Origin of the sequence: Neisseria sicca, assembly GCF_014054945.1 — a bacterium.
Lineage (GTDB): Bacteria > Pseudomonadota > Gammaproteobacteria > Burkholderiales > Neisseriaceae > Neisseria > Neisseria sicca.
The window spans coordinates 685,028-704,770 of the sequence record NZ_CP059566.1; the positions used below are offsets into that span (position 1 = coordinate 685,028).

Annotated in this window: 19 protein-coding genes; 11 read left to right on the forward strand and 8 right to left on the reverse strand. The window is 49.9% G+C overall.

Annotated elements, in window-relative coordinates; genetic code table 11:
- The first annotated feature begins 133 nt into the window (after window positions 1-133).
- The 3 genes from alaS (at window position 134) to H3L95_RS03370 (ending at window position 5,305) form a co-directional block, all read left to right on the forward strand.
- Window positions 134-2,758, forward strand: a complete 2,625-nt coding sequence (alaS, locus tag H3L95_RS03360) for an alanine--tRNA ligase (RefSeq protein ID WP_003756894.1) — start codon at window positions 134-136, stop codon at window positions 2,756-2,758.
- A gap of 88 nt (window positions 2,759-2,846) precedes the next feature.
- Window positions 2,847-4,229, forward strand: coding sequence for an SIR2 family protein (locus H3L95_RS03365; protein WP_003756897.1), 1,383 nt, complete (start codon window positions 2,847-2,849; stop codon window positions 4,227-4,229).
- Window positions 4,230-4,483: 254 nt separating this feature from the next.
- Window positions 4,484-5,305 carry a CPBP family intramembrane glutamic endopeptidase gene (locus H3L95_RS03370; protein WP_003756900.1) on the forward strand — a complete coding sequence of 274 codons (822 nt, stop codon included), beginning with the start codon at window positions 4,484-4,486 and terminating at the stop codon, window positions 5,303-5,305.
- 273 nt (window positions 5,306-5,578) lie between these two features.
- Here the strand turns inward: H3L95_RS03370 and H3L95_RS03375 are convergent, their stop codons facing one another.
- From H3L95_RS03375 to H3L95_RS03385, 3 genes are all read right to left on the reverse strand, one after another.
- The gene (locus H3L95_RS03375; RefSeq protein WP_003756902.1) at window positions 5,579-5,956 is read right to left on the reverse strand and encodes a DUF5339 family protein; all 378 of its coding nucleotides are present in this window, start codon (window positions 5,954-5,956) and stop codon (window positions 5,579-5,581) included.
- Window positions 5,957-6,641: 685 nt separating this feature from the next.
- Complete coding sequence (locus H3L95_RS03380) at window positions 6,642-6,890, reverse strand: hypothetical protein (protein WP_003756905.1); 249 nt, start codon at window positions 6,888-6,890, stop codon at window positions 6,642-6,644.
- A 6-nt stretch (window positions 6,891-6,896) separates the two neighbouring features.
- Window positions 6,897-8,525 (reverse strand): ABC-F family ATPase, encoded by a 1,629-nt coding sequence (locus H3L95_RS03385; protein ID WP_003768011.1) that lies wholly within the window; start codon window positions 8,523-8,525, stop codon window positions 6,897-6,899.
- 98 nt (window positions 8,526-8,623) lie between these two features.
- Here H3L95_RS03385 and H3L95_RS03390 point away from each other — a divergent pair, with 98 nt between their 5' ends.
- Both H3L95_RS03390 and H3L95_RS03395 read left to right on the forward strand, forming a co-directional pair.
- The gene (locus tag H3L95_RS03390; RefSeq protein WP_003742028.1) at window positions 8,624-8,818 is read left to right on the forward strand and encodes a hypothetical protein; all 195 of its coding nucleotides are present in this window, start codon (window positions 8,624-8,626) and stop codon (window positions 8,816-8,818) included.
- A 22-nt stretch (window positions 8,819-8,840) separates the two neighbouring features.
- The gene (locus H3L95_RS03395; protein WP_040668092.1) at window positions 8,841-9,302 is read left to right on the forward strand and encodes a DUF4124 domain-containing protein; all 462 of its coding nucleotides are present in this window, start codon (window positions 8,841-8,843) and stop codon (window positions 9,300-9,302) included.
- Window positions 9,303-9,361: 59 nt separating this feature from the next.
- On the opposite strand, the gene H3L95_RS03400 is transcribed toward H3L95_RS03395, so the two are convergent.
- On the reverse strand, window positions 9,362-10,084 hold the full coding sequence (locus H3L95_RS03400) for an O-methyltransferase (RefSeq protein WP_003756913.1): 723 nt from the start codon (window positions 10,082-10,084) through the stop codon (window positions 9,362-9,364).
- 134 nt (window positions 10,085-10,218) lie between these two features.
- Here H3L95_RS03400 and mpl point away from each other — a divergent pair, with 134 nt between their 5' ends.
- Window positions 10,219-11,595, forward strand: a complete 1,377-nt coding sequence (gene mpl, locus H3L95_RS03405) for a UDP-N-acetylmuramate:L-alanyl-gamma-D-glutamyl-meso-diaminopimelate ligase (protein WP_040668095.1) — start codon at window positions 10,219-10,221, stop codon at window positions 11,593-11,595.
- A 270-nt stretch (window positions 11,596-11,865) separates the two neighbouring features.
- On the opposite strand, the gene H3L95_RS03410 is transcribed toward mpl, so the two are convergent.
- The 3 genes from H3L95_RS03410 to H3L95_RS03420 form a co-directional block, all read right to left on the reverse strand.
- The gene (locus tag H3L95_RS03410; protein WP_003756918.1) at window positions 11,866-11,994 is read right to left on the reverse strand and encodes a FeoB-associated Cys-rich membrane protein; all 129 of its coding nucleotides are present in this window, start codon (window positions 11,992-11,994) and stop codon (window positions 11,866-11,868) included.
- A complete protein-coding gene (gene feoB, locus H3L95_RS03415; RefSeq protein WP_003756920.1) occupies window positions 11,991-13,859 on the reverse strand; it encodes a ferrous iron transporter B in 1,869 nt (622 codons plus the stop codon). Before feoB ends, H3L95_RS03410 begins: the two co-directional genes overlap by 4 nt.
- A 171-nt stretch (window positions 13,860-14,030) precedes the next feature.
- Entirely contained in the window at window positions 14,031-14,297 is a 267-nt protein-coding gene (locus H3L95_RS03420; RefSeq protein ID WP_003756921.1) for a FeoA family protein, read from the reverse strand.
- A 318-nt stretch (window positions 14,298-14,615) separates the two neighbouring features.
- Here H3L95_RS03420 and H3L95_RS03425 point away from each other — a divergent pair, with 318 nt between their 5' ends.
- Window positions 14,616-15,242 (forward strand): NAD(P)H-hydrate epimerase, encoded by a 627-nt coding sequence (locus H3L95_RS03425; protein ID WP_164907880.1) that lies wholly within the window; start codon window positions 14,616-14,618, stop codon window positions 15,240-15,242.
- Between the two features lie 31 nt (window positions 15,243-15,273).
- On the opposite strand, the gene crcB is transcribed toward H3L95_RS03425, so the two are convergent.
- On the reverse strand, window positions 15,274-15,636 hold the full coding sequence (crcB, locus tag H3L95_RS03430; RefSeq protein ID WP_003756927.1) for a fluoride efflux transporter CrcB: 363 nt from the start codon (window positions 15,634-15,636) through the stop codon (window positions 15,274-15,276).
- Between the two features lie 337 nt (window positions 15,637-15,973).
- Between crcB and H3L95_RS03435 the strand changes: the two genes are divergently transcribed.
- From H3L95_RS03435 to H3L95_RS03450, 4 genes are all read left to right on the forward strand, one after another.
- Entirely contained in the window at window positions 15,974-16,909 is a 936-nt protein-coding gene (locus H3L95_RS03435) for a dihydroorotate oxidase (protein WP_003756931.1), read from the forward strand.
- A 403-nt stretch (window positions 16,910-17,312) separates the two neighbouring features.
- A complete protein-coding gene (locus H3L95_RS03440; RefSeq protein WP_040668122.1) occupies window positions 17,313-18,449 on the forward strand; it encodes a 5-(carboxyamino)imidazole ribonucleotide synthase in 1,137 nt (378 codons plus the stop codon).
- A gap of 106 nt (window positions 18,450-18,555) precedes the next feature.
- Window positions 18,556-19,038 carry a GNAT family N-acetyltransferase gene (locus tag H3L95_RS03445; RefSeq protein ID WP_003756935.1) on the forward strand — a complete coding sequence of 161 codons (483 nt, stop codon included), beginning with the start codon at window positions 18,556-18,558 and terminating at the stop codon, window positions 19,036-19,038.
- 83 nt (window positions 19,039-19,121) lie between these two features.
- A complete protein-coding gene (locus tag H3L95_RS03450) occupies window positions 19,122-19,739 on the forward strand; it encodes a Smr/MutS family protein (RefSeq protein WP_182096246.1) in 618 nt (205 codons plus the stop codon).
- The last annotated feature ends 4 nt before the right edge of the window (window positions 19,740-19,743 follow it).

Below are 19,743 nucleotides of genomic sequence, written 5' to 3' on the forward strand. Positions count from 1 at the left end.
AGGTCGTCTGAAAGTCCCTGATTCAATAGCTAGAAACAAGGTTTTGCGGTAATATAGCAGCCATTTTCTTTTCACAATTACATACGGCCGGGAAGGTCGTCTGAAACCTTTTCAATAGAGACAACGAAACATCATGAAAACCTCCGAACTACGCCAAAAATTCCTAAAATTCTTCGAATCCAAAGGCCACACCATCGTCCGATCCTCTTCGCTCGTGCCGCACGACGACCCGACGCTGCTGTTTACCAACGCCGGTATGAACCAGTTTAAAGACGTGTTCCTCGGCTTTGATAAACGCGCCTACAACCGCGCTACCACCGCGCAAAAATGCGTGCGCGCCGGCGGTAAACACAACGACTTGGAAAACGTCGGCTACACCGCCCGCCACCACACCTTTTTTGAAATGATGGGCAACTTCTCCTTCGGCGACTACTTCAAACGCGATGCCATCCACTTCGCTTGGGAATTCCTCACTTCCCCCGAATGGCTGAACATCCCCAAAGAAAAACTCCTGGCGACCGTATATGCCGAAGACGACGAAGCCTACAACATTTGGTTGAACGAAATCGGTATGCCTGCCGAGCGCATCGTCCGCATCGGCGACAACAAAGGCGCGAAATACGCGTCCGACAACTTCTGGCAGATGGGCGACACCGGCCCCTGCGGCCCGTGTTCAGAAATTTTCTACGACCACGGCGAAGAAATCTGGGGCGGCATTCCCGGCAGCCCCGAAGAAGACGGCGACCGCTGGATTGAAATTTGGAACTGCGTGTTCATGCAGTTCAACCGCGACGAGCAAGGCAATATGAACCCGCTGCCCAAACCGTCCGTCGATACCGGCATGGGCTTGGAGCGCATGGCGGCTGTGATGCAGCACGTCCACAGCAACTACGAAATCGACCTGTTCCAAGACCTGCTCAAAGCCGTTGCCCGCGAAACCGGCGCGCCGTTCAGCATGGACGAACCGAGCCTGAAAGTCGTTGCCGACCACATCCGCTCCTGCTCCTTCCTGATTGCCGACGGCGTAATGCCTTCCAACGAAGGCCGCGGCTATGTACTGCGCCGCATCATCCGCCGCGCCGTGCGCCACGGTTACAAACTCGGTCAGAAACAGGCATTTTTCTACAAACTCGTGCCCGATTTGGTGAAAGCGATGGGCGACGCGTATCCTGAGTTGAAAGAAAAACAAGCGCAAATCGAAGAAGCCCTGAAAAACGAAGAAAGCCGCTTTGCTCAAACTTTGGAAACCGGTATGGCTTTGCTGGAGAACGCATTGACCAAAGGCAGCAACAAACTGGACGGTGAAATCATCTTCAAACTCTACGACACCTACGGCTTCCCATACGATCTAACCGCCGACATCTGCCGCGAACGCAATATCGATTTGGACGAGGAAGGCTTCAACCGCGAAATGGAAGCCCAACGCGCCCGCGCCCGCGCCGCGCAAAACTTCAAAGCCAACGCGCAACTAGACTACGCAGGCGCGGACACCGAGTTCACCGGCTACGAAAAACGCAGCCAAGACACCAAAATCATCGCCTTATACAAAGCCAGCGAAGCCGTGGACGAACTCCAAGCAGGCGAAGCAGGCGTGGTTGTTCTGGAACAAACCCCGTTCTACGCCGAAAGCGGCGGCCAAGTCGGCGACGTAGGCTTTATCTTCGCAGGCGAAAACTGCTTCCGCGTCGAAGACACGCAGAAAATCAAAGCCGCGGTACACGGACAATTCGGCGCAGTCGTTTCAGGCCGTCTGAAAGTCGGTGATGCCGTATCCGCCGAAATCGACAATGACATCCGCGACAGCATCATGCGCAACCACAGCGTTACCCACCTGATGCACAAAGCCCTGCGCGATGTTTTGGGCACGCACGTCGAACAAAAAGGCAGCCTGCAAAACGCCGAGCTGACCCGCTTCGACATCTCCCACCCGCAAGGCATCAGCGCGGAAGAAATCGCCGAAGTCGAACGCCGCGTCAACGCCGCGATTATCGCCAACGTGCCCGTCAAAGTCGAAACCATGTCCATTGAAGACGCGCAAAAATCCGGCGCCATGATGCTCTTCGGCGAAAAATACGGCGACTTCGTCCGCGTCATCACCATGGGCGACTACTCCACCGAACTGTGCGGCGGTACCCACGTCGCCCGCACCGGCGACATCGGCTTCTTCAAAATCATCAGCGAAGGCGGCATCGCCGCAGGCATCCGCCGCGTAGAAGCCATCACCGGCCTTGCCGCGCTGGCATGGGCGCAAAACCAAGAAAGTTTGGTGAAAAACATCATCGCCGAAGTCAAAGCCCAAACCGAAAAAGACGTACTCGCCAAAATCCAAGCCAACGCCGCCAACGCCAAAGCCTTGGAAAAAGAGTTGGCAAAAGCCAAAGCCGAACTCGCCGTCCACGCAGGCGCCAAACTCTTGGATAACGCCAAAGACTTGGGCGCAGCCAAACTCGTCGCCGCCCAAATCGAAGCCGACGCAGCCGCCCTGCGCGAAATCGTTACCGATTTAACCGGCAAATCCGACAACGCCGTGATTCTTTTGGCGGCAGTAAACGACGGCAAAGTCTCCCTGTGCGCCGGCGTATCCAAAGCCCTGACCGGCAAAGTGAAAGCAGGCGATTTGGTCAAATTCGCAGCCGAACAAGTCGGCGGCAAAGGCGGCGGCCGACCGGATTTGGCACAAGCCGGTGGAACAGATGCTGCGAAACTGCCTGAAATGCTGGGAAGCGTGGAAGGCTGGGTAAACAGCAAACTGGGTTGATGATTGATGTATTAAGTTAAGTAGAGAAGGTCGTCTGAAAAATTTTTCAGACGACCTTTGGTTATAAATCAAATTTGGAAGTTTGAAAATGAGAACACCATATGAACAGTATCAAAGTGAGATGTTAGAAAAGATTGAACAGTGTAAATCCAATTTTGCGTACCAGCCTATTCTCTTTATTGGTTCTGGCTTTTCCAAAAGATATTTAGGAGGACCTAATTGGGTAGAGCTCTTAGAGAAAGTGAAAGAGAAGTGTCCAAACATAAAAAAAGATTTAGCATATTACATACAAGGAAAAAATAATGATTTAGCAGCAGTTGCTTCTCAATTTGTAGGATACTACAGAACCTGGGCATGGACCAAAAAAGGACGAGAAGAATTTCCTAATGATTTATTTTCTGCTGATACTACAGAAGATTCATATTTAAAATACCAAGTCTGTAAACTATTTGAAGAATTAGTTGACGACCAAAGCTTTTTCGATTCTCTCCCACCAAGTTATTCAGAAGAGTTAGAAGCATTAAAAGCCATATGTCCTCAAGCAATTATTACTACTAACTATGATACTTTTCTGGAAGATAAAGTATTTGTTGAACATACACCTATAGTTGGTCAAAAAATTATTACAAATGTTATCTCAGATATAGGAGAAATTTATAAAATTCATGGATGTGCTCGTGACTTTTCAAGTATTGTTCTGACTAAAGAAGATTACGAAAATTTTAATAGTAAGTCAAAATATTTGATTGCAAAACTTCTAACATTTTTCCTAGAGCATCCTATTATTTTTATTGGGTATGGTGTTAATGATGAAAATATTAAAAATATATTGGCAGACATAGATTTGGTTTTAGGTGGTAATAATGAATTAATGCCAAATATGTTTTTTGTAAAATGGGAAAGAGAATTTTGCGACAGCAAATCATATCCTAGGGAATATTCCGTCCTTTTATCAAATGGAAAAAATTTTCGAATGAATAACATTTCGGTTAATAATTACAAATGGGTATTCAATTCTTTTAAAAATTCACATGTAATAGAAAATTTCAATCCAAGAATTTTACGCTCATTGATATCAAGACAATATAAATTAGTAAGAGAAGACATCCCTAAAAGTAGGATTCAAGTCAATTACGAACATTTAAGCCAATATGCTGATGCAGATGGGGAGACTCTTGTTAAGCTATATGGTATTGCTGATGCAGCTACAGTTGCTGCGATGAGTGCGAATTTCCCATTTACGCTTACTAAGTTAGCAAACCGACTAGGATATAAAAGCTGGCATAAAGCAAATGATCTTATTGAGAAAATTACGAGTGATAAAGGTATTTCTATTAAATCCTCTGATAATATTTATCATATTTGTGTATCTTCGGGAGATTCAGTAAAGTTCCATTTCTATTCAGAAGCGGCTTATCAATTACTTATTAAAGTAAGAGATGAGCTTCCGTATGAATTAGAATTAGATTAAACAAGTCATAGTGAACGTAGCTTTGATCATGTTCCAACAAAATCTTCATATCGCCTGTAATATCAAAGGTCGTCTGAAAAATAATTTTCAGACGACCTTTCTCTATCAAAAGCAGCCTGCACTTTCAAAAATTGAAATGCAGGCTGCTTTTCATAAAAATTAGAAAAAAACGCGCAATATTTTTATACTGTACATCATGTAGCAAGTCGTACCTGCTCCCCTGCCAACTTATTTACTGAACGAACAGGAATAACATGCAGAAGCTTCCTTCAGAAAAACCGACAGCCGGTTATTCGCATCCGTGGCAATACTTTCTGCTGGTGTACGCTTTGAGCGCGCCGTTTTGGCTGCTGTCTTTGCTCCTCAAAAACAGTCCTCTGCCTGATAATCTGCCGCTGACCGACATCGGCGCGGCGCTCACCCCGACGGTTGCCGCCGCGTTGCTGCGTTACCGCGAGGGCGGAATGGCGGCGGTGCACAGCCTGTTTGGCCGTGTGTTTGATTACGGGCGGATCAAGCATTCTGCCTATTTTTGGACGGCAATACTGATTTTCCCCCTGCTTTATCTGCTCACTTATGTCGCGATACGCCAAACAGGACAAACCATACCTGCCTTATCCGTATCGTTTGCGCCGCTTGCCGGGGCATTCGTCATGTTCTTTATCGCAGCAGTTGCCGAGGAATTGGGCTATGCCGTCTACGCTACGGAAAGTCTGCAACGGCGTTTTACCCCGCTTGTTACAGCGCTGATTATCGGGGTGCCGTGGGCGTTGTGGCATTTGCCGTCCATGATTGCCGTGGGGCAGTCTGCCGAACTGATTGCATGGGGGCTGGCAGGGACGGTTGCCGTGAGGATTATCTATGTATGGCTGTACAACGGCAGCGGCGGCTCGGTATTTGTATTGATTGCGTGCCACACGGTTGCCAATACCGCGCGCACGGGCTTCCCAGGCGGGCGGTCGGCATATGAGAACGGAGACGGCATGATTCCATACGGAATCATCATCATTGCGGCGGTAATTGTGATGATTTTTAGGCGTAAGGCGATGTGTTTACCTGATAGCAATCAAGTGTAGCTTGAGTCATATCCCAACGAAACTTAGTATCAAAGGTCGTTTGAAAACTATTTTCAGACGACCTCGTGTTTTGATTTCAATACCCTGATGGCTTCACAGGGATGGTTTTGTATATAAGAACGAAAATTTGTTTCTCGATAAACTATATTGAAAGTTAATTTTCATACATATTTCATATTAATTAAATCACTTAATACATAACTAATCAGTAAAGGCATAAACAAAAACGGACTCTGAGTAATCAGAATCCGTTTTTCTGCCAAAGGTATCGTATTATTTGGCTTCTTCTTTAGCTGCTTCAGCAGCATCTTTTGCTTCTTCTTTAGCATCGGCAGCTGCTTCTTTAGCTTCTTCTGCTGCTTCTTTAGCTTCTTCTGCTTTATCTTCAGGAGATGCAGCCGGAGCGTTGCCTTTCAACGCATCCAACGATGTTTTACAAGTAGCATCACGTTGGTCAGCAGGCAAGTTTTTCAAAGCTTCTTTGGTTTGTTCGAATGATTTTTGCATCATATCTTTTGTAGCTGCATCGACGTTTTTAGTAGCGTCAGCAAAAGCTTTTTCATATTCATCACAAACAGCAGAAGAACCACCACCACATGCGGACAAGGTCAGAGCGGCCAACAAAGTTGCCAATAAAGCTGATTTTTTCATGAGTCTCTCTTTTTGAATCTTGGTTAAAAAAGAAATTGTATGTTAAACCATTCCTGTGGAGTGTCAAGCATAGTCATTTTATTTCCCTGACTTAAATCATGGGATTAAGCGAAATTAGGATGGTTTGGAAGAAAAAAGTTAAGTAATGAATACCGTGACTAAGGAATATTTTTTTATGGATAGGAAGGCTAATTCCCTTTTATTTTAAAGGGTTAATTCATTTTTGCTGTTGTTTGAATTAATGCGGCATAGAGGGGTTTAAACCATGATATTTAACTTAGTAAAATAACTTCAAAATCGGTTAAATCACGGTAATTCAAGCTGTTTTTGGATGGGGTGCAATTAAATTTTATATGTCATATTAAATGTATTTTGAATATAGACAATTTAGTTAATTATTTTTGAGGAGTAAGGGTAATTAAACTATATTGAATTATCTATAAACTATAGCATTAGTGATATAACTTGCTATATATAGTGGATTAAATTTAAATCAGGACAAGGCGACGAAGCCGCAGACAGTACAGATAGTACGGCAAGGCGAGGCAACGCCGTACTGGTTTAAAGTTAATCCACTATAGTTATGCTGTTTGTTTTTTATTTGTTGTCTTCCTTTATTGACTAAAAAGCTCAGGCAGTCTGAAAGACATTTTTCAGACTGCCTGAGCTTTTTGTTTACTGCTACTTATCTTGCTGCCACGCCCGATATGAACGAATGGCTAAAAACAGGCAGATAATCTATATAAAGCCTAGAAAGCCCTGCGTCTGCTACGCCGAACTCGTTAAATAGCCAGGCGGCTGCATGACCTTTGCGATAAGCATGTTCGGCATCAACCAAGTGTACTTTACCGTCTTGCGTAAGATACTGGCTCAATGCGGGCAATACGATGAGCGCAAGCGGGTTTTGCAGCGGTTTTCGCAGATTGGCGTTCATGTTTTTTTACACAATCCCTTTTTTCTCCAGATAGCTTTCGTAATCGCCCAGATAGTGTTCATAGCCGCCCTTGCCGTCCAGCTCGATAATTTGGGTGGCGAGTGAAGAGACGAACTGGCGGTCGTGCGATACGAAAATCAGCGTGCCGTTGTATTTCTCCAGCGCCATGTTCAGCGATTCGATGCTTTCCATGTCCATGTGGTTGGTCGGTTCGTCCATAATCAGCACATTGGGTTTCAGCAACAGGAGTTTGCCGTAGAGCATACGGCCTTTTTCGCCGCCGGAGAGAACCTGCACTTTTTTCACCACGTCGTTGCTGCCGAAGAGCAAACGCCCCAAAGTGCCGCGGATGACCTGTTCGTCGTCGCCTTCCTGCCCCCATTGGCGCATCCATTCGCTCAGGTTCATATCGACATCGAAGTCGTTTTCATGGTCTTGCGGATAATAGCCGACGTTGGCTTTTTCCGCCCATTTGATGGTGCCTGCATCGGGGGTGAGGCCGTCTGAATATTCGGGGTTGAACGCGCCGGCAAGGAGTTTCAGCAGGGTGGATTTACCCGCGCCGTTGGGGCCGATGATGGCGAGGCGCTGGCCGGCTTCGAGGATGAAGCTCAGGTTTTTGAACAACTGGGTTTCAAAGCGTTTGGCCAGATTTTCGACTTCCACCGCCTGACGGTGCAGCTTGGCCTTTTCATCGGCTTCAAAGCGGATATACGGGTTTTGACGGGTGGAAGGTTTGACTTCGACCATCTCGGCTTTGATTTTGTCTGCCTGTTTCAGCCGACTGGTTGCCTGACGGGCTTTGGATTTGTTGGCGGAGAAGCGGGCGACGAACTCTTGCAGCTCTTGCAGTTTCTCTTTTGCCTTGGCGTTGTCTTTCAGGGCGCGTTCGCGCGATTGGGCGGAGGCGAGCATGTAGTCGTCGTAGTTGCCCGGGTAGATGGTGATGGTGTTGTAGTCCAAATCCGCCATGTGGGTGCAGACTTCGTTCAAGAAGTGACGGTCGTGCGAGATGATAATCATGGTGGAGTCGTATTGGTTCAACACGCCTTCCAGCCAGCGGATGGTGTTGATGTCCAAGTTGTTGGTCGGCTCGTCAAGCAAGAGAACATCAGGTTTGGAGAACAGGGCTTGCGCCAGCAATACGCGCAGTTTGAAGCCAGGGGCGACTTCCGCCATGGTCGCATTGTGCAAGTCTTCGGAAATGCCCACGCCGCTCAACAGTTCGGCGGCGCGCGCTTCGGCGGTGTAGCCGTCGTATTCGGCGAACTTGGCTTCCAGTTCGGCGGCTTTCATGTAGTCGTCTTCGGTGGCTTCAGGGTTGGCGTAAATCGCGTCGCGTTCGGTCATCGCCGCCCACATTTCGGTATGCCCCATCATCACCACGTCCAGCACGCGCATGTCTTCGTAGGCAAACTGGTCTTGGCGCAGCTTACCCAAGCGCACGCCGTTTTCAATCGCGACTTCGCCCGCAGTCTGTTCCAAATCGCCGCCGAGGATTTTCATGAAGGTGGATTTGCCCGAACCGTTCGCACCGATCAGGCCGTAGCGGTTGCCTTCGCCGAACTTGACGGATACGTTTTCAAACAGCGGCTTCGCGCCGAACTGCATGGTAATGCCGTTGGTAGAAATCATTATTGGTAAAACCTTTATAAATATAGATAAACAGGGTGTTATAATCGCCGGCGATTGTAGCATATTTTGTATAGGTCGTCTGAAACGGGGCGGAGGAAATGGAAACCGAAAAAATCTATTACGCCGTGATTATTCTGTTGTGCGCCGCATCCATGCTGCTCAGTCCGTTTTTCTACATCCGCCGCACACGTTCAGGCGCAGAATTACGCCACGCACCTCGGCAATGGAAGCCGATTATTATTGCGAATTTGGTGATGATCATTGCTTTGGTGGTATGGTGGATATGGTTTTGATGATTTGATGAAAGGTATAAGAATGAATAAATTGATTTTAAGCACATTACTGCTCGCATTTTCCTTCGTAGCAACGGCATCCCCCGTATTTGAATGTATCGACACATCAGGGCGTAAAACCTATACGCAGACCGGCGGCAAAAACTGCAAACCGGGCAATATCGGCAGACCTTCGGTTTATACCTCCGCCGCACCGTCTGCACACTCGGCATCAGCAAACGCTGCTTCAAGAAACGCTCCTTCCGAACAAATGCCGCCTCCGCCAGCCGGCGCAATGCCCGGTTCATCTTCGGCGCAAGACGAATTGGCTCAGGCACAGAAAAATCTGGAAGAGGGCAAACAGGTCCGTTATGGCAACGAGCGCAACTACGCCCGTTATCAAGAACGGATTAAGGGTTTGGAAAATCAAGTGAAAGCCGCGCAGGAACGGGTTAATGCGGCAAACAGTATGGGTGGTGAAGGTGAGATGATGCCCGAGCAGTGATGGTTGCAAAGATAGCAATAAAAGGTCGTCTGAAAACCGGTCAGGCAATTCTATTTTGCCTAAACCGAGTTTTCAGACGACCTTTTCGGTTTATCTGTCTTGATCGTATATTCCAGCGCTTTATAAGGTTTTAATGTGCTTGAAATATAACCGTTTTCAGGATGGCGGACGTAATCGAGATAATCCTGCATGGCAGGTGAGAAGCCTTCCACATCATCCACGGCGATGACCGCGCGGTCGGCAAGATTAGGTTCAAGCAGCTTGAATACGGGGAATACCAAATCCGGCCAGCCGTCGAGTAAGACGAAATCGGGGCAGATGGCTAAGTCTTTTAAGGTTTCCAGCGCATCACCTTCGCGAAGCTCAATATAGTCTGCCAAACCGGCTTCTTGGAAATGTTTTCTCGCTGCTGCGGCTTTGTGCGGCAGATATTCGCAAGTGATGACGCGCCCGCCGTTGCGCTTGGCGGCTGCGGCAAGATACAGCGTCGAAATGCCGTAGGAAGTCCCGAATTCGACAATGTTTTTTGCTCCTGATGCCAAAGCCTGCATATACAAAAACTTGCCTTGTTGCGGTGCGATGGGGATGTATTTGTCTTCGTAAAAACTTTCGTTTTCCCCCGTCCAATCCAGCCCTTTGCCCAACAGCTTGAAAATCTTGGGCAGAAAATGAAAAAACATCTGTCTGTTTTGCTTTAAGGCTTGGGTGTAGAGCCGCAGTAAGACGGTTTCGACTTGAGGCGCTTGCAGAAAAGCGAACATTTGGGGTGTCAGCTTGGGCATGGGCTTTCTCCTTTTCAGTTCAAATCTTCTATATTGTCCATCTTGCCACAGCTTCGCTTTTCAGACGACCCCTCCGTCCAAACTCCGTTATAATGGCGGCTTTCCCATTATTTCATTCAAAAGACGGTCTTATCATGAAACACATCCACATTATCGGTATCGGCGGCACGTTTATGGGCGGGGTGGCCGCCATTGCCAAAGAAGCGGGGTTTAAAGTCAGCGGTTGCGACGCGAAGATGTATCCGCCGATGAGCACCCAGCTTGAAGCCTTGGGCATAGACGTACACGAAGGCTTCGATGCCGCGCAGTTGGACGAATTTAAAGCCGACGTTTACGTTATCGGCAATGTCGCCAAGCGCGGAATGGATGTGGTTGAAGCGATTTTGAACCGCGGCCTGCCTTATATTTCCGGCCCGCAATGGCTGTCGGAAAACGTGTTGCATCATCATTGGGTACTCGGCGTGGCGGGGACGCACGGCAAAACCACCACTGCGTCCATGCTCGCATGGGTCTTAGAATATGCCGGACTCGCGCCGGGCTTCCTCATCGGCGGCGTACCGGAAAACTTCAGCGTTTCCGCCCGCCTGCCGCAAACGCCGCGTCAAGACCCGAACAGCAAATCGCCGTTTTTCGTTATCGAAGCCGACGAATACGACACTGCCTTTTTCGACAAACGCTCCAAATTCGTACATTACCGTCCGCGTACCGCCGTGTTGAACAATCTGGAATTCGACCACGCCGACATCTTCGCCGACTTAGGCGCGATACAGACCCAGTTCCACCACCTCGTGCGCACCGTGCCGTCTGAAGGTCTAATCGTCTGCAACGGACAACAACAAAGCCTGCAAGACACTTTGGACAAAGGCTGCTGGACACCGGTAGAAAAATTCGGTACCGAACACGGCTGGCAGGTCGGCGAAGTCAATGCCGACGGCTCGTTCGACGTGTTACTTGACGGCAAAAAAGCCGGACACGTCGCATGGGATTTGATGGGCGGACACAACCGCATGAACGCGCTCGCCGTCATCGCCGCCGCGCGCCATGCCGGCGTCGATATTCAGACCGCCTGCGCAGCCTTGAGCGCGTTTAAAAACGTCAAACGCCGCATGGAAATCAAAGGCACGGTGAACGGCATCACCGTTTACGACGACTTCGCCCACCATCCGACCGCCATCGAAACCACCATCGAAGGCCTGCGCCAGCGCATTGGAAACGCCCGCATCCTCGCCGTCCTCGAGCCGCGTTCAAACACCATGAAACTCGGCACGATGAAAGCCGCGCTGCCCGAAAGCCTCAGAGATGCCGACCAAGTGTTCTGCTACGCCGGCGGCGTGGACTGGAACGTCGCTGAAGCCCTTGAGCCTTTGGGTAGCAAGCTGCACGTCGGCAAAGACTTCGATGCCTTCGTCGCCGAAATCGTGAAAAACGCCGAAGCAGGCGACCATATTTTGGTCATGAGCAACGGCGGTTTCGGCGGGATACACGGGAAGCTGCTGGAAGCGTTGAAATAAGGTTGGTTGAAATTTTGGAATGATTGAGGTCGTCTGAAAACCGGAGTTTGGTTTTCAGACGACCTTTGTTTCTGTGAATCAATGAGATGCAGGTTTGGGTTGTTAAAGTTCGCTTTTAGGGTTCGTCTGAAAAGCTCTAGACTCAACTATTTATATCTGACATCAATATATGATATGCAATATTTTTCTGTTTAGACTATCGTCCAAAAATATACAAAAGGTCGTCTGAAACCATTTCAGACGACCTTTTTTCTTTCTAGCTATCCATATTTAACCGCAACCGCCGCATTTGCCGCAGCCGCTGCTGCAATCGCGTTTTTTCGGTTTGAATACGAATTTTCGCAAGAGGAAGAATATGCAAGTGAGCATAATCAAGCCGACGATAATATATTGAGTCATGACGATAGTATCCTTGAAGAAATTTGGTAAACCACAAATGCGGCAAAATAAGCCATCAGGAACAAATAGCCTGTAATCATAAGCATATTTTTCGTGGATTTGGTTTCGCGTTTAATTACGGTTAAAGTCGCGGCACACATCGGAGCATACACATACCAAGCCAAGAAGGCAAAGGCGGTTGGCAAACCCCAGTTGTTGTGTACGATCGGAATCAGCGCGTTTTGTACGGCGTCTTCAGACGACGCGCTGACGGCATAGACCGTACCCAGTGCGGCAACAACGACTTCACGCGCGGCAATGCCTGGAATCATGGCGATACACATTTCCCAAGTGAAGCCCAGCGGGGCGAACAATGGTTGGATAGCGTGGCCGAGCATACCCGCCAAGCTGTAGTCGATTGCCGCGCCTGTTGCACCTGCGGGCGGTTGCGGCCAGCTTACCAAGCCCCACAAAACTACGGCAAGGGCGAAGATAATCGTACCGGCGCGTTTGAGGAAGGCTTTTACCCTGTCCCACAGGCTGGTCATGATGTGTTTGAAGTTGGGCGTGCGGAAAGTCGGCAGCTCCATCAAGAGCGGGAATTGCTGCACGTTGCCTTTCATACGCGCCAAGCGTTTCATGATATACGCTGCCAAGGCGGCAGACAGGATGCCTGCGAGATAGAGGATGAACAGCGTCAGTCCTTGCAGGTTGAAAATCCCGCCTACGGTGCGATTAGGAATGACGGCGGCGATAATCAGCGCGTAAACGGGCAGCCGCGCGGAGCAGGTCAGCAGCGGGGCGACGGCGATGGTAACGAGGCGTTCGCGCGGGTCATTAATCGTACGCGCTGACATAACGGCGGGAACGGCACAGGCGAAACTCGACAGGAGCGGGATGAATGAGCGTCCGGACAGGCCGCTTTTCGCCATCACGTTATCCAGCAGGAAAGCCGCACGCGGCAGGTAGCCTGAGTCTTCCAAAAGCAGGATGAAGGCGAACAAAATCGTAATCTGCGGCACGAACACCAACACGCTGCCCATACCGGCAATGACGCCGTTGACGAGCAAGTCGCTGAGGATGCCCGGCTCCATGTTGGCGCCTATCCATTCGCCCAGCGCGGTAAAGCCGCCTTCGATGGCGTCCATAATCGGCGCCGCCCATGTGTAAACCGCTTGGAACACCATAAACAGGATGACCAGCAGCATAATTATGCCCCAGACGGGGTGCAGCACGATGTCGTCGAGTTTTTTGTGCCATGCGGGCAGCGTCATCTGGGTGCGTACCACTTGTGCCAAAATCGATTCGACTTCTTGATAAAGTTTGTCGCTCTCCAGCGCCTCGAGCGTGCGTTCGGCAGAAGCGGGGTTGGCGGGGAAAGAGCGTTTGCGCGGCAGCTTCGCCACGGCTTCGCGTACCGCCTGTACGCCCGACGCGCTCACTGCGACTGTTTCCAAAACAGGTGCATCCAACAACTCGCTCAGTTTGGCGGCATCAATATTCAAACCCCTTCTGCGGGCAACGTCGCTCATGTTCAGCGACACCACCATAGGCAGTCCCAGCGTTTTCAGTTCCAAAATCATGCGCAGGGTCATACGCAGGTTGGTCGCGTCGGCAACGGCGATGATGGCGTCGGGCGGAATGCCCAGCTTGCCTACGGCGACATCTTTCGCCACCGCTTCGTCGGGGCTGGTCGTGCGTAAGCTGTATGTGCCCGGCAGGTCGATAATGCGGACGGCCGCATCGTCGAGGAAGGCACCCTCGCGCTTATCGACCGTTACGCCCGGATAATTGGCAACCTTGGCATGTGCGCCGGTCAAACCGTTGAATAAAACGGTTTTGCCGCAGTTTGGCGCGCCAATCAAGGCAAAATAGCTTAGTTCCATGAATTGAACTCTCCTTTTTTGATTGTTTGATAAGTTTGGAGTGGGATTTGGGGGAAAGGTTTTGAAATTGTGTTTTCAGACGACCTAGGTCGTCTGAAAAGGATGGGGCGGTCAGATTAAATCCGCCTATGCCGCATTTTCAAAATAGAAGCCTGCCTGCGTGTACGGCGGTCAGCCGTCAATCACATGGCACATAATTTTTCCCGCCTCTTCCTGCCGTAACGAGAATTGCGACTGGTTGCCCAAACGTACGGCAAACGGGCCGCGTCCGAATCCGCCGACGGCAATCACTTGCAACGGCATTCCACTTGAAAAGCCCAAGTCGGCAAGGCGGCGCGTAACCAGCGGGTCGAGTTCGCCGAAAGTCGGATTGGGGACGATGGAATCGATGTGCGCGACCGCGCCTTTACTGAGTTTTGACAATGGTATGGCAGACATAGGGTGTTTTACTTTCGTTGTCGATTGAAAAAGAGACAGCCAGTAAAGACGAATTTGACACAGGGTAGGGCAGAGACGCATCCCATTGCCTGTTCCCGCAAAAGAAGTAGTTTTGATTGTTTATCACTTTGTTTTATTATGATAATAAATCTTGTTAACATAAAAATCAAATTCAAAACCGCCCCAAACTTGGTTTTCAGACGACCTCTTGCGGCAAATCAAAAAAAGCGAATGATTTGACGGGAAAGTCGGGCAGGGCTATTGATAAGGTTTTCGTTTGGATGTTTTATGAAGGACTGAAGAGCAAAGGAGCGAATGATGAAAATCTACACCGCCGCAGAAATGCGCGCACACGAACAAATGGCAGTCGATAAAGGCACGACTTTCGAGCAACTGATGGAAAACGCGGGGCAAGCCGCGGCGGCGGATTTGCTGCGCCGTTTCCCCAAAGCAGGACGCGCGTTAATCGTTTGCGGCAAGGGCAACAACGGCGGCGACGGTTTGGTCATCGCGCGCGCGTTGTCGGAGCGGGATTGGCAGGTAGATGTCGTTTTCGTATTGGGAGACAAACTTTCGCCGCTGGCGCAGTTGAACCGCGAGCGTTTGAATCATTCGGACGGCGTCAGCTTTATCCGATCCGATGAGCTTGAAGGCCGGCTGAAAACAGGTTACGGCCTCATTATCGAAGGCATTTTTGGAACAGGTTTCAGCGGCGCATTACCCGAAACAGCCGCCGCCGTTTGCCGCCTGCTGAATCAAGCCGACGGCTTCAAAATCGCGCTGGACATCCCGACCGGGCTGAACTGCGACACAGGCGAAGCAGACAAAGATACCTTCCGCGCCGAACTGACCTACGCCTTTGCCGCCTACAAGCCCGCGCATATGACCGACGCAGGCAAGGCATATTGCGGAGAGACCGTGTGTTTGGATATTGGGATAGAGTGAGAATATTTTATTGAGATGACGATGTTCGCGGCTATTTCCAGCTTTGCGCCAAGTAAATACCCAACGCCGTCAGCAGGAACGAGCCGAAAACATGCAGGCAGACCGCTGAAAACGCCGTCGCCCAGCGTTGCGCCTGCATCAGGGTGACCATTTCCAATGAAAAACTGGAAAATGTCGTCAGGCTGCCGAGAAAACCGGTAATCAGTAAAAGCTTCCATTGCGGATTATCCAGCCATTCGGCGCAGATGCCGATTAAGAACGCGCCGATCCAGTTGGCGGCAAGCGTGCCTGCCGAAAACGGGACGGAGAGTGCGGCAAAGGCGAGAACGAGCAACCAGCGGGACAATGCGCCCAAAGCCGCGCCAAACGCAATCGCCATGACGTTTTGAAACATATTGAAATCCGGAGACAAGAAAAATCAAAAGGGTGGGGTTGGGGATTTTAACCGTATTTTGAACAGGCAAACAAAGGTCGTCTGAAAAGCATTTTAGGTTTTCACTTTGTTGAAACCATGCTTTCAGACGACCTTTTTTCGCCTTTCCTTCATCATATATAGCAGATTAAATTTAAATCAGGACAAGGTGAGGCAACGCCGTACTGGTTTAAAGTTAATCCACTATAAAACAACATTTCCCTACATTGTCTGTCATTTGATGTTTGTTAAAAATTTTGCCGCCTATTCGTGTTACGCTTCGCAAACAAATTGATTTTCCAAGGGAAAGGAGCAGGATATGCCGTCATTGAGAACGCAAATCGCCGGTTTTTCTTTTGACAACTGTCTGATGAACGCCGCTGGTGTGGCGTGTATGACCGTGGAAGAATTGGAAGAAGTCAGACAATCCGCTGCGGGCAGCTTCGTCACCAAAACGGCGACGCTGGAAGCGCGGGCGGGCAATCCCGAGCCGCGTTACCGCGATGTACCGCTGGGCAGTATCAATTCCATGGGTTTGCCGAATCAAGGCATTGATTACTATCTGGATTATTTGCTGAGCCTTCAAGAATCGCAGCCCGAACGGACATTTTTCCTCTCGCTGGTCGGTATGTCGCCCGATGAAACGCATACGCTGTTGAAAAAAGTGCAAAACAGCGGATTTAAAGGCATTACCGAACTCAACCTTTCCTGTCCGAACGTCCCCGGCAAGCCGCAAATCGCCTACGACTTTGAAACGACCGAGCGGATTTTGGGCGAAGCCTTCGGCTACTTCGACAAGCCTTTGGGCATCAAACTGCCGCCGTATTTCGACATCGTCCATTTCGACCAAGCGGCGGAAGTGTTCAACCGCCATCCGCTGAAATTCGTCAACTGCGTCAATTCCATCGGCAACGGCATGTATATCGAAGACGAATCCGTCGTGATCCGCCCTAAAAACGGCTTCGGCGGCATAGGTGGCGAATACATCAAACCGACCGCGCTCGCCAACGTCCACGCGTTCTACCAAAGATTGAATCCGTCCATCCAAATCATCGGCACAGGCGGCGTTTATACCGGTCGCGATGCGTTTGAACATATCTTGTGCGGCGCGAGCATGGTGCAAATCGGCACGGCGCTGCATCAGCAAGGTGTCGAAGTTTTCGAACGTGTTTCGCTTGGCTTGAAAGCCATCATGGCGAAAAAAGGCTATGAGAAGCTGGAAGATTTCAAAGGCAAACTGAAATATCTGGGGTAAGTCTGCTCAGATGAAGGGGAAAAGGTCGTCTGAAAACCATCATACGGTTTCAGACGACCTTTTATTACAAAACGGCTGCCGATAGGTTTCTTTGGAAAATTCGGATATCGGGGGAGGACGTTTTGATTGTTGTCATTTTGCTCATACGGTAGGCATCGAAATAGCGTGTATAGTGGATTAACTTTAAATCAGGACAAGGCGACGAAGCCGCAGACAGTACAGATAGTACGGAACCGATTCACTTGGTGCTTCAGCACCTTAGAGAATCGTTCTCTTTGAGCTAAGGCGAGGCAACGCCGTACTGGTTTAAAGTTAATCCACTATAAAAGGCGTTTTAACATTTATCTCTATAAGCAGGTTTGTTACAATTTCGGGAAAATTTTAGTGGAACCGCAAAATGCTGATGAACTCATCCGCCATCCTCCCGCCCGCCATGCTCGGCATCCTCGGCGGTGGACAATTAGGCAGAATGTTTACCGTTGCCGCCAAAACCATGGGTTACAAAGTAACCGTACTCGACCCCGATCCGAACGCGCCGGCGGCGGAATTTGCCGACCGCCATTTGTGCACGCCGTTTGACGCCCAAGCCGCCTTGGACGAGTTGGCAAAATGCGCGGCGGTTACTACTGAATTTGAAAATGTCAATGCCGACGCGATGCGCTTTTTGGCAAAACATACCAACGTTTCCCCCAGTGGCGACTGCGTTGCTATCGCGCAAAACCGTATTCAGGAAAAAGCTTGGATACGCAAAGCGGGGCTACAAACCGCGCCGTATCAAGCGGTTTGCCGTTCAGACGACATCAGCGGAGCAAGCGCGCAATTCCTGCCCGGCATCCTGAAAACGGCCACTTTGGGCTACGACGGCAAGGGTCAAATCCGCGTCAAAACGGTGGACGAACTCAAAGCCGCGTTTGCCGAACACGGCGGTGTGGATTGCGTTTTGGAAAAAATGGTGGATTTGCGCGGCGAAATTTCCGTTATCGTATGTCGTCTGAACAATGAAAACGTGCAAACCTTCGACCCCGCCGAAAACATCCACGAAAACGGCATCCTTGCTTACTCCATCGTTCCTGCGCGGCTGAGTGCCGACGTGCAACAACAGGCGCGGCAGATGGCGCAACGCTTGGCGGACGAATTGGATTATGTCGGCGTATTGGCGGTGGAAATGTTCGTCGTCGGCGACGCGCATGAATTGGTCGTCAACGAAATCGCCCCACGCCCGCACAATTCCGGCCACCACACCATCGATGCCTGCGCCGCAGACCAGTTCCAGCAGCAGGTACGCATTATGTGCAATCTGCCGCCCGCCGACACCAAGCTGCTTTCTTCATGTTGCATGGCGAATATTTTGGGTGACGTCTGGCAGGAAGACGGTGGCGAACCGAATTGGCTGCCGTTGCAAAGCCATCCGAATGCACACCTGCACCTGTACGGCAAAAAAGCCGCGCGGAAAGGCCGCAAAATGGGGCATTTCACCGTTTTGTCCGCCGATGCCGACACTGCATTTGAAGCAGCGGGGAAATTACATCAAAGCCTTTGAATATAAAATATAATATCGGAAACAGCGTTCAGACGACCCCCTGTCTGTTTATGAAGAAAACGTCGTCTGAACACGCATTACAATACATCTTACAACACATCTTGCCATGAGCCTTCTGACCATACTCCGTCCCGCAGTCGCGCAAGACTGCCAAGCCATACACAATGCCCATCTGCACGCCGTCCAATATACCTGCATCCGCAGTTACGACGATAAAGTATTGCATGCGTGGGAAGCCCTGCTCGATATCGACAGCTACCTCGAAACCATTTCCGATCCCGGCAAAGCCTTTTGGGTGGTGGAATACAGGGGGACCATACAGGGTTTTTTCCAAGTGGACTTCAAAGAAGCCCAATTGGATGCGTTGTATGTCCATCCCTTCGTTCATAATCACGGCTTGGGTACAGCCTTGCTGCGCCGTGCCGAAGAACTTGCCCATCAGGCGGGTTTGAGCTTTTTGAAACTGTACGCCTCGCTCAATTCCGTTCCTTTCTACCGCTTGAACCACTACGAATCTTTGGGTTCCGCCGTATTGCAGTTGAACAAAGACGTCAAGGTCAAGTGCGAACTGATGCGCAAATATTTATAAGCCGTTTTCAGACGACCTGTATACGGAGCGCAGAGGTTGTCTGAAAATGTGTTTTCCATGTTAAACCTCGAAATATCCCCATGATGAAAACAGATTTCCAATCCGCCTTGAAAGCATTAGGCAAGCAAGCCAAAAAAGAAGCCGAAGCGCGGGCGCAGGAGCAAGCCTTGGCGAAGAAGCGCGAGGAAGAGAATATCGATTTCGCCAAAGCCGTAGGTGCAGTAACGCCGCTGAAAACCGCACCGCGCTATGAAGCGCCGCGTGATAAAACGCCCATCAAACCCCGCTCGAAAGAGCAGGAAAGTTTGGCAGCCGAAGATTATTTTTATGTCGGCAGCGGCGCTTCTTGGGATGAACCGCCCGCTTCGTTTAGTAAAAACGGACAAGGGAAAAACGACTTGCAGCGTCTGCGTAACGGGCATTATCCCGTAGTCGCCGATGTCGATTTGCACGGCTACACGCAGGAAGAGGCGCAACAGGTTTTAAACGAATTTATCGAATTTACCCAAAAGCGGGGTGTATGCGCCGAAATCATTCACGGCAGCGGTTTGGGCTCGTCAGGCTACAAACCCGTTTTAAAAAACATGACGCGCCGCTGGCTGATGCAGCACCCTGATGTATTGGCTTATATCGAGCCGAGGGAAGGCAATGACGGCGCTGTACGCATTTTGTTGAAGCGCAGGCGCAGGGAAGAAGAATAGTTTG